The organism is Pseudarthrobacter sp. CCNWLW217, from assembly GCF_037203985.1.
Classification (GTDB): domain Bacteria; phylum Actinomycetota; class Actinomycetes; order Actinomycetales; family Micrococcaceae; genus Arthrobacter.
Map to the genome: position 1 here is coordinate 20,379 of NZ_JBBCBT010000016.1, position 13,996 is coordinate 34,374.

Below are 13,996 nucleotides of genomic sequence, written 5' to 3' on the forward strand. Positions count from 1 at the left end.
GATAATCCATGCAGGCATCAGGGCGATTCCGACGAAGACGGAAAACCACCATACGTAGTTCTGGAACTGGGTAATGTCTTTTCCTTCCTTTGAATGATCTGGGGATCCGCGGTCGCGATCCCCTGCGGCCTGGCATGAGCGCTACGGTAGCTGCGGGGTCTGACAATGAACGTTCCTGTCGTGCTCCCTCAGTTCCTTCTTGAGGCTCCGCAGGGTCTTCGTGGTTCGCAGAAGAGACCGGCGCAGAATACCCGAGAGCACAACGCGGACCAAGGCCCCTGGCCACCAGTCCGAGCTGAGGAGCCAAGCCCTTTGTGGGCTGGCATGCTGTCTGGGTGCGAAACGCGTCCGCAGACTGATCCACCCGGCCACTATCGGCGTCGTGCTAACAGCAAGCACAGCTGCACCACCCACCGCGGATTCCACCGCGACGGTCAGACTCAGCAATAAGACAGCGGTGATCCCCATCAGGGCCATCAGGCCGGCGCTGATCCTGTCCGAAACGTCAGGTTTCCGGAATTCGCGAGTGAGCCAAATGAATGCTGCGAATACGATGGCCGTAGCCGCGACGACCATCCCGGCGATGGCCAATATAGGGCCCGCTGATAGGGGCCTTCGAACTGCGATCGCGGTGAGCACCATCCCCGGCGCCGCACAGCTGATCAGTTGCCAGGCCACCCAAGCAACTCGCCATTTGTTTTTCCGATTTGCCTGAGGCAGCCGCTGCCGCCGGAAATGTGAAAGGTTCCGGCGTGCACGAATGATCTGCTGTTCGACCGCGACCTTGCCTTGAAGGCGAATTCGGGCCGCGGCATCTATTGTGACCACACAGTTGCTGGCAACGAACGCCAATACGGCGATGAGCGATGCTAAGTCCGGAAAGCCGGAGACAAATTGGGGTACAGCTGCATAGGTGCCCGTGATAACACTGGCAAAAGCACCTGTCAGCACGATGTACCCCAACAGTTCCCGCCTTGCGATCTCCTCCGCAGAGTTCTCAGGGTCCGTCTGGTACGTTCGCGCCAGTACCTGAACGCCGATCGCGACGGCGCTCAGGCCCGAAAGGATTCCGATGGTGTCGGAGATGGCCCGGGGGCGAAGGAATGAAGCAGGCCTCGTATCGGAAGCGGCCAGGTTGTTCCATTGAAGCCAGTCGCCCCAGAGGAGGAAGCAGGCAAAAAGTACCCCTGAAATCAGCATGGACGAGAAAGTGTGTTCCGAAAGGTTTAACCATTTCCAGACAGATCTCAGTCTTCGGCGAAACGCTCTATAGCCCCTGGGGGCCTGAATTCTCCGGGGGCTCATCGGATGATGCGAACTCGGACGCCGGCCGCCTTCTCCACGATCCGGCGCGGCAGTGGGCCGTGCAGCTTCAACCACAGAATGCAACCGTCCACGGTAACGGCGTCGACCTCGCCGTAGTCAGTGACGCCATTCGGAGACTGGATCTCAACCGTCTTGCCTGCCAATTCTGTCCAGTCGGTGTCGTCTAAGTGATTGGATGCCCCAAGGGAGTATTCGCGGCTAATCTGTTTCATTGTGGCCGTTCCACATACCTCGAGATCTTGCAGGAGCTCTTCTGCCTCACGGAGTCGTCCGTCCCGCAGCGCGCGCTCTGCCGTCAGGGCCAGTTCCGCAAGTTGCATGGCTCCGATCATTTGGCTGGCTGACTTGAGGCTTAGCACCGCGTCCATGGCGCCGGTGGCATCCCCTGCTCGGATGGCCTCCACCAATCGTTGATGCCGGGCAGGCCACAGCCCGTGGTTGAGACGGACGTACGTTGCATACGCCTCGGGGTCCTCAAGCTCCTGCTCGAGGGCGTCGAGAACGTCACGGGAAACCAGGGGAACTTCGTTCCCGTCAAATGTGGGCATGGGTATGCCCATCTGGTCTGGGCGTAACAGATCCGCCGTGGCAACTACAGCTGCACGTCTCGCATGCAGCGTGGTTGGCGTCCCGGCAGTCCAAAGTCATGTACGGACCTGTACCCCAAGAACGAAAGAGGCGGAGCAATCCGCCGAAGAGTTTGGTCATTAAGGGTCTCCCATGTGCACGTTCGAGGAACTTGGCGTCTTGGCGAGAATAGGGTCCCGAAGTCGGCACTGGGTGTCTGCAAGCCTTGAAACATGTGGGATTTGCACCGGAATTGAGTGGTCCTTGCCCGGCGACCTGAGTGCAGGCCGCAACAACCGGATCTCCCCGGCGCTTGGTCAGCCCCGCGAGCTGCGGACGAATTCGTAGAGGTCTTTGCGCGAGAAAGTCCCGGACTTCCTCAGCGCCTTGGAGATGTGGTTTTCGACCGTTCTGGTGCTGATCCCCAGCCGACTGGCGATCTCGGGGTTGGTTTGACTGCCCGCGAGGACCGCAATCTCCGTCTCGCGGGGCGAGAGCGGCTGCGGCTCGTCCACTGATGTACTGAGTGTCAGGTGTTGTCCGGGCAAGGGGAAGCGAACCTCGAAAGCCCGGGATATCTGCTGGATCATTCCGGCGGCATCGTGGTCCCGTTCGAGGAGCCGACGTTTGAATGAACCTTTGAGCAGCATGCCGACCGAGAAGAGGTCGGAGTCGGGTTCGTATTGGTCAAGGAGGATCCCCAGCAGTTGGTAGTCGCCGTCGATGGCTGCAGCTGCAATGGCCAGGAGTTGGTCATGTGAGGTGACCCCGGGACCGCTGAGCAGGCTTTGCAACTTGTCCAGGACGCGTCGCCCGGGAAGCAGGCACAGCATGAAAAGGGCCGAGTAGACAGCCTCCGTGACGTAGCCGTGGTCAAGTTGTTGTTCGAGAAGGGTGACGGCCTTTTCATCGAAAGTGGCAGCGTCGTCGTATTGCTGCGAAAAGAGCTCGTAGACGCCCTTCCCGATTCCGGGCAGAGGCCCGACGTCGGCGACGTCCTTGCGTGCCTGTGCTCCCAAGGAAACGACTTTCCGTCCTGCGCCTGTTGGCGCCTGAAGCCCGGCGATTCTCAGCATTGCATCATGAAGCGAGTTGACCAAGAAGCCGGGACGTCCCAACGCGAAAACGCTGCTCATCATGTAATGAGCCTCCACGCTGAACCCTCTCCGCATCAGTGCGAGCGCGGCGACGTAGCTGCTCGCCACGAATCCGAACTGGTTCAATGACTGCTGGGCGGTGGCGCGCTGCACAAGGGAAAAGTTCAGTGCTTCATCCGAACGCCCGGCAACCAGGAGGGCAAGTCCGCGAACGAACGGCTCAACGTTGGCCACCAGGTCAAATCCTTCCGCCGAATCAAGGGCGACGAGGGCTGCCTGGGCGTCAAAACGGTAGAGCTCCAGCATCCCGCGGATGACGGGCAAGACGCCGCTCGTATGTTGGCTGCTCGTCAGTCCGCTCAATATCTCGTCCAGGTTGGGCGGCATACGGTCATAGGACGCGTTCAGAAACGCTGCGAACCCTTCTGCTTCAGCCTGCCAATCAGGGTGTGTTCTTCCGAACTCGCAGATCATTCCAGTGGCGGCCGAAAGGCCAGCGCCAGAAGCGATGGCCCAGAGGGCACGTGTCATCGTGAAGAAGAAGCACTCAGCCGGGTCAGAACCCACTGTCTCGGTGTTGTTGAATACTTCCTCGATGCGTTCGGGGTCGATCGGTCCGCCCCAGTAGAACTTGAGGAACTCAGCTGCGTTGGACAGGGTTTTCTCGGCCTTCCACACCCCATAATGGGCTTCCTCGAGCACTTGAAGCTGGTCCTGGAAATGCTGCGCTGCAGCTGCACCCCCGGTGCCGGCTTCCCGTCTCAGCTCATCGACCATCCCGGCAAGCTGTGGGGCTAGTTGGCCACTTGCTGGGGCTCGCTGCAATGGGGAGTCCACCACCCGCGCAATACGGTCGACAAGCACCCTGCGCGAGGAAAGAACGTGGTGATCCAAGAAGTAATCGACAATGACAGGAGGACTTACAGCCACACAGACGTCTTTGTGGGCGTCTTCCATGACCGCAATCAGACCACGCCGCTCGAGGCTGTCCAGAACGTCAGGGTCCATGGTCTGCTGCAGGCACTCCATGGGCCTGGTTCCCAACAGTGACAGGGTGTGCAACGCCGTTAGTTCATCCGGTCCGAGGCCGTAGAGGAAGGACTCCACAGTGCTGTTGAGATGCTCGTTCCAGAGCGTATGACCGGCCATCCGCCATTTTCCATCAGAGAGGACGAGGAGCCTGCTCAGGACTGCGCTCTGGACGAGCCGGACCACAAGCCGCGGGTTGCCGGCAGACTTCATCAGGATGTGCGCAGTGGAATCGACATCAGGCGGCGCTGCCAGGGTATCTGTGACAAGTTTGTCCACTTGGTCGTAGCGCAGGGGGTTTAGCCGGATCTGCGCCTCGGGCCAGCGGTCGGGAGTAAACACGTCCGAACGCGAATAAAGGCTGGAGTCGCCCATAGTCATCACCAACGGCCGCTGGGTCCGCTTTTGAACGATGTCTACGATCGCGAGTGATTCATTGTCGAGCAAATCGATATCGTCAACAACAATGACTTTTGTGCCCCGCTGGGCAAGTCGCTCCGACAGTACATCCGCTATGCCCAGAGGTCCGTTGAGCCGGGCGCGCATATCCAATCCAAGGTGCCCGACACCCGCCAATGGACTCTTTTGAAGGAGCCGTGCGCCGAAGAGCGGGTAGACCTCAGCACCGGTCTTTTCAAGTTCTGTGATGATCGTTTGGGCCACGGTGGAGCGGCCGCTTCCTACTCCCCCTACGATCCGCACACTGATGCCTCGGGCCGCGTATTCAAGCGCACGGCGGGTTTCTTCCTTGAACACCTGGAACTCCTCATTTCACGTGATGCCACCTTGAAGCCCAGAGGCACGGCGATGCAAGGGTCTGGCCGTTTGCAATGCCTATGTGACCGGACAAGGTGCGGCCGGCCACCAGCAGGTGACCGGCCGCATGCCTGTCGGGTCTCAGTCGACAGGCTTAGCCCGTGCCCCACGTTCCGGGGGGAAATAGCGGGGCACTCCTTCAAGGACACTGGGGTCCTCAGCAAAAACGCTATGGCCAAAAAAGACGGCTGAGTGGTCATTTCACCGGAAATGAGTGGTGCAATCCTGCAATTAGGTGCTTGCAAGCTGCCGGACCGGGGAATCCTGGTCATTCCCTGCGTAGATCCGAGCCATTATTCCTTGCGGTTAGAAGGTTGCTTAGGATTCCTTAGTGAAATTTCGGCTATTCAAAACTTGAAACGGACAGTTGCATCGCATTCATCGCGGTGATTCCCGGAATTAGACCTCGCCCTGACTTGCATGGCACTCACAATTTTCCCTCCCGCGGCTACATCCGTATACGTAACCACATAGGTGAAACCAAACTTCGCGCTCTTCCCGGGCGACAAGGAAGGGATTCGCAAGTCCTCGGAGACCGGCGCAGTTGCGTACGACAGTTTCCCCGAGACTGCGTCGGTCAGGAAACCGTGCATCAGGGACACATCTGCGAGCGTCTCTTCCGAGTTGTTCAGAATCCACGCCGTGAAGAAGATGGTGTCACCGCACGATGCCAACGACCTGTCCGCGTATTGGACCAACGCAATCGAAGACCGATCTGCGACGGAAGTGGCCATGCGTCGCCTCCCGTGGCCGAGGGAACTCCGCGATCTGGCAATCCAGTCAGGAATGCTTTCCATGGGTCGCTCCGTCGCGAGCCTTTTGTCCACCCTTCGATCGCACCGGATCAAGAACGAACAGGGCGAGGACAAGCAAGCCGGCAGCAAGGGCAAAGATCATTCCGACTTGGGACTGAAGGAAGCTGGCAAGGTAGCCGAGGCCGACGATGTGCCACACATATTTGCCGGCGGTTTGCACCGTGTAGGATTCGGGATCTTCCTGGGCGTTGGCGTCGCCCTTGAGCGTTAGCTCATAGACCCCGGACGCTGGCTCGACGGACTTGACCACGCGGTGTGTAACCAGCCCGAGGTTACGCGGCCGTTCCACCGTCGCAATCGAACCCTCCTTGAGTTCACCTGCGGGGACCTGGGCGGAGAAGACCACTGAGCCAACGGGGATTGTGGGTTCCATCGATCCCGAGACGACCACAAGCGGACGCACACCGAAGAGAAGCGACACCGCGAAAGCAGCGATACATGCGACGCCGACCACGGCACCCAGGGACAAGATCCCGGAACGGAGGAAGGCGTAGATCCGCACAGCAGGATGCAGTTGGGGCCGACGGGCTTTTTCAGTAGCGTCGTCCTCCAAGTCCTCCTGCCAGAATTCAGGCGGGAGGCTCACGGAGCCACCGATGTTGCGTCGAAGTGCACCGCGATAGCAGCCTGCCCACCGTTGTAGTTCTCGACGCCGGGAGCATCCAGATACGTAATGGTCAGGTTCAGTTTCTTCTCAGCCCCATCTGCCGCGCGAGTGTATCTGTCGCCCTGGTTAAGGACCGCACCCCATCGGGGCTCCAGCACCCCGAGGGCCCCTTTCGCTTGATCCCACGGGACATTGGAGAAGATGGCCTTGCCACCCTCATCCGTTGCGGTGAAACGCAGGAAGGGCAGGATGTTCGGAATTCCCGCTGCAACTGTCCCGTCGCCGTTCCGAAGGACAATCCTGAAAGTAGTGTCCGCTTTGAGGTTCGACGTGTTGTTGAAGACAGGGATGGTGGTTGCCACTGACTTGCCAGGTACCAGGGCAGCCGCTCCCGCCACAGCCCAATCAAAGCCAGCAGCGGTGTCAGCCTGTTCCACGGTGCCGTTGTCCCGCACGACGCCGATATCAAACTCCGGGGACTCGATCAGGCTGTCGCCGATAATGTTCAGCCGTGCGAAGTCAGTCATGGCTGCACTGGTGCCGGCCATGGTGGCTGCAAGGAGAACTCCTGCGGTGAGGACCAGCCTGATTCGACCCGTATGCGGAACGGCCCATCGCTGCTGGATTCGAGTCATTGTCAGCTTCCTCATTTCGCCACCATTCCGAGGTTCCACGAGACCTGGCGGGTTGTGTTGATTTGTCCAGTGGGCAATCCGATTGATCCCTGCGGGTTGTAGCCCCTGCCCCAGAACGTCCCGTCAGATTTCTGCCAGAGGTAGAAGCCCTGGCCCGATCCGTACTGGACCACATTGGTATCGATTCGGGTAGGGGCCTGCGGAAACCGACCATAGTCATCGCTTGCTCCGTAGCCCCAGAGCTCTCCGACGTTGTTCATCATGGCAACGCCAGTGAACCCGAACTGCATAGATGTGATGTTGGAGAGAGCCGGGACCAGCCCGGGTTCACGAGGCGTCGGGGTCGATCCCCTGCCGGTTCGTGTGTAGTCCGATCCCCAACTGACTACCTGGCCATTGGACAGGAGCGCCGCACCCATGCCGATACCGCCGTCGACCGCCACGATAAACGGCGCACCTGACGAGACGTTGCGGCGGAACCAGGGGGCGAGTGCACTGACGAGGCGCGGACTGGCATCGACGTTGGGCATTAGTGACGGCAGGCTATTCCCGCCGCCGCCACCCCAGTAGTACACGTCCCCGTTCTCCAGGATCACGAAGAAGTTGGTGTAGGCGCCGTTCAGGTAGGCAGGGCGGTTGCCCGGAACAGAGGGGTCGGGAAGTCCGATCAGTTGGCTTGCGCCGGCCGCGGCGTTTCCGCCATACCCGGTTGGAAAGCCCCAGTGCCATATGGTGCCATCGCTGCGAATGCCGGCGCCTGCGTACTCCGTGGACGAGATCTTGGTGATCTTATCCAGAACCACGCCCCCACCGTTCCAAGCGCTGTTGATACGGACTTGCTTGGCGTTCCCGTTGGGCTTCGCGGCGTCTGTACCGTCCCGATTGTTAATTGATCCCCAGCCCCATACAGTGCCGTCCTTATCAAGCGCGTTGGCGTTGTAGATCTGACCGGTCACCTGACGCGCGGCGCCTTCCGGGATGCCCGCCACTTTCTGTGGCGGTTTCTGCCATCCAGAGGTGGGGACATCACCGTTGATTTCGTAGTACGTGAGGCCCCAGACATACACATTTCCGTCATTTCCGACGCCCAGCCCGGTGTCGACCATGCGTGCGTTCGCGATACCTGCCATCAACGGAGGCCCTGCGTTCACAGGAATTGCCGCGGAACGGGCATGCGTGCGGTCTTTGTAGGCTGCACTGGTTGCTGTTGGCAGCTGTGCAGCACCGACAGACGCTGCCAGCCCCAGCAGGCCTGCAGCAGCCAGGTAGGTCCGGCGCGGAATCATTGGTGGCTTACTCATGAGCGGGGTTCTTTCGACGAATGAGGAGGAAACCAGCGCCAACAGCAAGCAGGACCGCTGCCGTGGCAGCCACAGGAAGCAAGTTGTTCAGGCCGGTGTAAGCGAGACCAGGACCGGCAGCCGGCTTGTCCGGCACCGGGTCGACGGGAGCGACGACAGGCCGATCGGCCATCGAGACGAATCGGAACTTCAGGATGCCGCCTGCGCCTTGGTAGGCGTTGCCGGCCGCCCGCGGCAGGGTGACAGTGCCGGTGAGGTTGTAGGAGGCCCCGCCCTGGAGCTCCGGCAACGCCAGCGACCGGCCGAGAACCTCTCCTATCGGTACCCGATCAACCACGGTGGCGCCGTCGGAGGTTTTCACCGTGAGCTCGATCGGCGTCGGGCCCGAGAAAAGGACATCAGACTGTCCGCTGATCTCCAGCCCGAGGGGCAAAGGTGAGTCCACAACACTCCTCACCGACATATTCCAACTCTGTGTCTCCCCTGGTGCAGGAGCATCAATCGCCACGGAAGTGGGCGTTGATTCGATGAGGTCGGCTGGTGTTGCCGATGCACCAGCTGCCTGTACCAGCGCCATGAATAATGCTGTCAAGAGGATGACCAACGCGCGGCCGCTGCGAAGCGCGATCATTTGCTTTCTCCATTGGTGAGGACGCCGAGCTGCGTAGATTTACCGATCACTTGGGTGCCGCTGTTGGCTGGAAGAATTGCCGACAGGCTGATGCGGTGCTCCTGGCCGGGAGCGACGCCCCGGAAAACCAAGCCCGCCTGGTTGACTTGGTCCGCTGAAGCATTGGCTACTGCTGGCGTGGCCGCTCCGTCAAGATAGACCGTGAACAACAACCGGCCGAAAAGATCCTGATTCACGGGATCGGGATCGTAGAGGGAGACGGCCAGGTCTCCGGTGATCCCTGGTTGCCGGTTCGCGACAGTTACGTCGAATTGCACCGGCGTGGTCTCGGAGAAGGCGGTTCCAGCCGATAGCGGAAGTACAACTGCTGCTTGCGGTGTTTCGGCGTCTCGCAGTATGCCGGTACTGTCCTTCACTGCGATGTCGAACCGCTGGGGATTGCCGATACCAGAACCGGGGGCACCGGTTCCGAGATTAAGCCGGGCAACGTCCGTGAAGGCCGCTGCGGTTGCCCCCGCGCCGATGGCCAGGACCAGCGCGCCGCAGGCCAGGGCGAGACGCTTCCGTCCGCTGCCCCTTAGTGTTCCGTGCCTCATGGGGTCACCGCCTCAAAGTTGAACTGGACATCGGTTGAGGCCATCTGCCAACGGTTATCGACGGTCTGGGGCAGTTCAATGCGAACGTCCAAAAGCTTGTATTCGCCGGCAGCCAAAGGCTTCGGCCAGGTGAGCGTGCTGAGCCGGTCTGCGGGAACGTGGTCGAGAAGCACGACACCCTGATCCGCCACGGTGAACACGAGTTGGTCGAATAGCTCGACGTAGGTGCCCGTCTGCGGGTTGGTTTCCGCGCCACGCGGGAGCGGATCCACCAGGTTCAGGCTCAGGATTCCCGAGAGCCGCGGGCTGTTGTTCTTGGCGGCGATCCTCAGGTCCAGGACGCTTCCTGGAGCCATGGTGTAGCCGCTCCCGTCCTGAGTCAGGGCAATACGCAGGGCCCGGGGGTTTGCCTGTTCCCAGTCCGCCTGCGTAGGCAGCCATGAAGGATCGGTCTTCCCTGCCGTCACAATGTCAAAAGTGTTGCGGGAACCGTCGAATGCCACATCAACGTCGGCATAGTCGGTGAAGGAGGCCGCGGTGATCAGGGCCCCCGCCGCAACCAGGGATCCGGTTGCAAGCAATAACCGCAGTCGTCCGCGGCGATGATTCCTCATACTGTGTCCTTCATGGTCCGGGTGTTCCGTGATAGAGACCGGGGCTGGCGGGTCCCCCAAAGATCCCGCCAGCCCCGCATCGACTACGGCTTTACGGACGTGGCGTCGAAGTGGGCCTGTACGTAGGAGACCTGTCCCTGCAGGGCGTTGTTGGCCTCAGCACTGCCCTGGTCCGGGAGGCTGATGCTGACGCCGAGGACGGCGTCAGCACCGTGGACGAAGGTGCCCAAGTTCAGCGCCGAGACGGCAGCCTGAGTCACATTGGTTGCGATCGCAACACCGTTAAGGGTGATGGTGTAGCGAAGCGCTGCTGCCAAAGCGGGACTTGATGTTTTGCCCGCACGATCCTTCAGCGAGAAGTTGATCGCTGCGCTAAGGGCCGGGCTTTCGTTGCGGAACGGAATGTCCACCGAGACGGTGTCTCCCGGCGTGATGAGGTCCGCGCCCGGAACCTTGATGTTCACGCCAGCCGCCGTATTGGCCTCCTGCCACGTTCCCGCTACGGGCAGGCCCTTGTCGTCGGTGCCAATCACCTGGATGTTGAAGCGGTTGTTGCCGCCAAGACCGGAGTCATCGGTGCCGTTGCCGATGTTGAGGTTGGCGAAGTCGGTGAACGCAGCGGCAGTCAGCAGTGCTGTCACGCCCAGCAGGGCACCTCCAGTGAGGAAGGCGCGCTTGCGTCCGGTGCTGGTCTTTTTCATAAGAAAGGTTCCTTTCACGAGGGGCCGGTTCGTTGGCCGGCTGGGTCCAAGGCAGTGCATCGGCAAGGGACGGAAGCGCTCCCCCAAAACAAGCGCCGTGTGCAACCAAAAAGGAGACTATGGCCGGTTTTGGGGCCCTAGGTGGCGGTTTGGGTCTTTTTGAGTGGTCCTTAGCGCAGATTAGGTGGTGACTTTCAAAAGTCCCGTACATATGGGCGCCGCTTCATGGCCTGAGGGCCTATTTGGCTGCGTACGAATTTCGCACAAGGTCAAAAAGCGCGCTCCGGGATGTGGCCCCTGTTTTCCGCAGCGCATTTGAAATGTGGTTCTCAACTGTCCGGGTGCTAATGCCGAGATGCTCGGCGATCTCGGTGTTCGTGCGATGGCCTGCCAAGGCCGAGATCTCAATTTCGCGAACCGTCAGCTGCAAATGACCGGGAACGTTGAAGGCCAGAATCTCGCTGTTAGGGGGAAAGCGTGCCGTAAATGCTGCGAACGCCTGGTCCATTGCCTCCGCAGCGCGGCTATCACCAAGCAGGAGGTGGCGTTTGGAGGCTCCGCGCAGAAGCATTCCCACTTGATACGTGTGTGCATCGGGTTCATAGTGCTTCAACAGCAGACCCAGTAGTTGGTGGTCTCCCTCGACTACGGCGCCGGCTATTGATACCAACTGGTCATAGGAGGCAGTGCCACTTACCCGCATTATGCGCCGCAGCAGTTCGAGAACCCTGCGGCCGGGAAGAAGACAGGTGGAGAAGAGCGCGCTGAATGCCGCTTCCAATACATAGCCATGGTCCAGTTGCCTCTCTATGAGCCTGGCTGCCCGCCTGTCGAAGCCTTCGGGTTGGATGGGGCGCTCGGCGATAAGGTCATAGACGCCTCTTCCGATCCCAGGGAGCGGACCTACTTGCGGGGCCCGCCGTCGCGATTGCGCGGCCAAGGTTGTCCTCGGGAGATTAGCCGTTGTTGCCGAACGCAGTCCGGCCAGACGCAGCATGGCATCGTGCAGCGAGTCGACGAGGAAGCCAGGGCGGCCCATGGCGAATACACTCCCCATCAGGTACTCAGCCTCGTCGAAATAGCCGCAGTAGACGAGAGCCTGGGCAGCAATGTAGCTGCTCGCAACCACCCCGAATTGGTCGAGGTTGCGGCGTGATTCCGAACGCCATTCCAAGGCAAAGGTGAGAGCTTCCTCGATTCGCCCGGAGACGAACAAGGCGGTTCCACGGATGAACGGTTCCATGCGGGGAAAGACTGCAAATCCCTTCGCTGAGTTGATGGCCTCGAGTGCACCCGATGGATTGAATCTGTAGAGGTCCAGCATTCCCCACACAATATTGGCCACTCCCCCTTCGCCGGGCGTGAGTTTCAACCTGGCCATTGCTGCATCGAGGTCGCGGGGCATCCGGTCATAGGATGCCGTGAGGAAGAGCGCCGACGCTTCCGCGTCAGCCTCCCAGCCGGGGTGCTCCGTCCCGAAGCGCCTTAGCGTGCTGACTGCCGCGGCCACCCCTTGGCCGGAGTAAATCGTCCATAAGGCGTTGGTCATAGCGAGGAACAGGAGGTCGCCCGGATCTCCGTCAGCCGTCCTGGTTTGGCTGAAGACGCGTTCAATCCGCAGTTCGTCAATCGGCGTACCCCAGTGCACCCTCAGGAAGGCAACCGCGCTCGAAACGGATTTTTCGGCCTCCCACAGCCGGTATAGGGCCTGCTCCCTGACCTGGATCTGCTCATGGAAGTGACGCGTGCTTGCGGCGTCGTTGGTACTTCGCTCACCATGCAATGCGTTCAGGGCGCTCCTGAACGAGTCAGCAGCGCTTTGGTCGCCGAGTGGATGTGGCGGCAAGGTGCGCAGGGCCCGTGCGATTCTGTTCCGCAGGACCTGCCGGCCGCCACTGAGCCCAGACGCGCGGAAATAGTCTGCAAGCACGGGCGGGCTGATCGCTGCGGAGGTGCAGCCGTGATGGTCCTCCATGACTGAGACGAATCCACGCCGCTCCAATGTCTCCAGAACATTCGAGTGGATCACTTTCTGCAGGACCTCGATAGGCGAGGTTCCCACTATCGCCATCGTTTGAAGTGCCGTGAGCTCGGCTGCATTGAGGCCCTCGAGAAGAGCTTCAACAGTGCCGCGCAGATGATCGTTCCACAGGGAATCTCCGGTCAGTTGCCACTGACCGTCCCTGAGCGCCATCAGGTTGCTCAGCGAGGCGGTTTCAGCAATGCGGACCACTAGCCTCGGGTTTCCGGCTGATTTGGTGAGGATCCGTGCAGTGGCGTCCGCATCTGCTGCGGCACCGAGAGTGTGACGGATCAGTTCGTTGACTTGCCCATAGCGCAGCGGATTGAGCTGTACTTGGGCTCCTGGGCCACGGCTCAGGACCCGCAGTTGAGCCTTTGAGTACAGTTTGGAATCGTCCACGGTGACCACCAAGGGCCTTTTCGTCCTCAGGAGGACGGCCTCAATGACGGCCAGCGACTCGTTATCGACGTACTCGATGTCGTCGACCATGAGGACGTGCTGACCTGGCTTCGACAGGTATGCGGTCAGTGCATCTGCGGCCCCCAACACGCCCCGAATACCCAATCGGATATCAAGTCCAAGACCGTGGACGCCCGCGAAAGCGATGTTCCGATGGGTGCGAAGCCCGGCGAACATGTAGACCGTACCTCCGGTCTTTTCCAGCCTTTTTACGACCTCTTGAAGAATGGTTGTTCGACCGCTTCCAGGTGCACCGTCGATCCGAACGCCGATGCCGCGTGCCACGTAGTCCAGCGTCCGTTGCACTTCCTGTTCGAACACGTGATCCAACCTTCTGTGGTCCCCTCATCCCAGCTGAAAAGGATCAGGTCACCGTCATAGGTGCATGACCCAATGGCGTCCGCCAACCTCGCTGCCAGCCCATGCCTGCATGGGAAATGCTTGCCCTCCAAAGTGGAGGCTAGGTGTCGTTTTCGGCCTTGGGTGGCTTGACCCCCAAATCTGTGTGCGAAAACCCGATTTCTGGAGCCGAAAATGCCGAATCCAGGGGGCGGGCCCTGGCTTCTAGGTATTGGGCCCTAGGTACCGGATCAGGCTGGGTCGAGAGCGCCCGCCGGATGTCTGTCCATGTCCCCCTTGGATGTTGCGGCTGGTTGTTTCCAAGCTACGGGGGTGGGCTGGCGCCCTCCAGAGTCAAGTGTGCTTATGTGGATATGTATTCGAATAAAGTATTATTAGGTCGAATACATCTTCGAGCCGGTGCGTAGGGGCGGTGAGTG

Annotated in this window: 11 protein-coding genes; all 11 read right to left on the minus strand. The window is 60.3% G+C overall.

The window, feature by feature from the left end; translation table 11 throughout:
• Positions 1-141 precede the first annotated feature (141 nt).
• Positions 142-1,200: a hypothetical protein gene (locus V9L18_RS17120; protein ID WP_337348363.1), complete on the minus strand. Its 1,059-nt coding sequence runs from the start codon at positions 1,198-1,200 to the stop codon at positions 142-144.
• A 101-nt stretch (positions 1,201-1,301) separates the two neighbouring features.
• A complete protein-coding gene (locus V9L18_RS17125; protein WP_337348364.1) occupies positions 1,302-1,874 on the minus strand; it encodes an Hpt domain-containing protein in 573 nt (190 codons plus the stop codon).
• Between the two features lie 336 nt (positions 1,875-2,210).
• Positions 2,211-4,775, minus strand: a complete 2,565-nt coding sequence (locus V9L18_RS17130; protein ID WP_337348365.1) for a helix-turn-helix transcriptional regulator — start codon at positions 4,773-4,775, stop codon at positions 2,211-2,213.
• Between the two features lie 840 nt (positions 4,776-5,615).
• Positions 5,616-6,236 (minus strand): signal peptidase I, encoded by a 621-nt coding sequence (locus tag V9L18_RS17135; RefSeq protein ID WP_337348366.1) that lies wholly within the window; start codon positions 6,234-6,236, stop codon positions 5,616-5,618.
• Positions 6,233-6,892 carry a hypothetical protein gene (locus V9L18_RS17140; protein ID WP_337348367.1) on the minus strand — a complete coding sequence of 220 codons (660 nt, stop codon included), beginning with the start codon at positions 6,890-6,892 and terminating at the stop codon, positions 6,233-6,235. The genes V9L18_RS17135 and V9L18_RS17140 overlap by 4 nt, the downstream gene beginning before the upstream one ends.
• 11 nt (positions 6,893-6,903) lie before the next feature.
• Positions 6,904-8,193, minus strand: a complete 1,290-nt coding sequence (locus V9L18_RS17145; RefSeq protein ID WP_337348368.1) for a hypothetical protein — start codon at positions 8,191-8,193, stop codon at positions 6,904-6,906.
• Positions 8,186-8,824, minus strand: a complete 639-nt coding sequence (locus V9L18_RS17150; protein ID WP_337348369.1) for a hypothetical protein — start codon at positions 8,822-8,824, stop codon at positions 8,186-8,188. The genes V9L18_RS17145 and V9L18_RS17150 overlap by 8 nt, the downstream gene beginning before the upstream one ends.
• Entirely contained in the window at positions 8,821-9,420 is a 600-nt protein-coding gene (locus V9L18_RS17155) for a SipW-dependent-type signal peptide-containing protein (RefSeq protein ID WP_337348370.1), read from the minus strand. The genes V9L18_RS17150 and V9L18_RS17155 overlap by 4 nt, the downstream gene beginning before the upstream one ends.
• Positions 9,417-10,034: a hypothetical protein gene (locus V9L18_RS17160; RefSeq protein WP_337348371.1), complete on the minus strand. Its 618-nt coding sequence runs from the start codon at positions 10,032-10,034 to the stop codon at positions 9,417-9,419. The genes V9L18_RS17155 and V9L18_RS17160 overlap by 4 nt, the downstream gene beginning before the upstream one ends.
• An 83-nt stretch (positions 10,035-10,117) precedes the next feature.
• Positions 10,118-10,735 carry a hypothetical protein gene (locus V9L18_RS17165; RefSeq protein ID WP_337348372.1) on the minus strand — a complete coding sequence of 206 codons (618 nt, stop codon included), beginning with the start codon at positions 10,733-10,735 and terminating at the stop codon, positions 10,118-10,120.
• 238 nt (positions 10,736-10,973) lie between these two features.
• A complete protein-coding gene (locus V9L18_RS17170; RefSeq protein WP_337348373.1) occupies positions 10,974-13,538 on the minus strand; it encodes a helix-turn-helix transcriptional regulator in 2,565 nt (854 codons plus the stop codon).
• Positions 13,539-13,996: the final 458 nt, after the last annotated feature.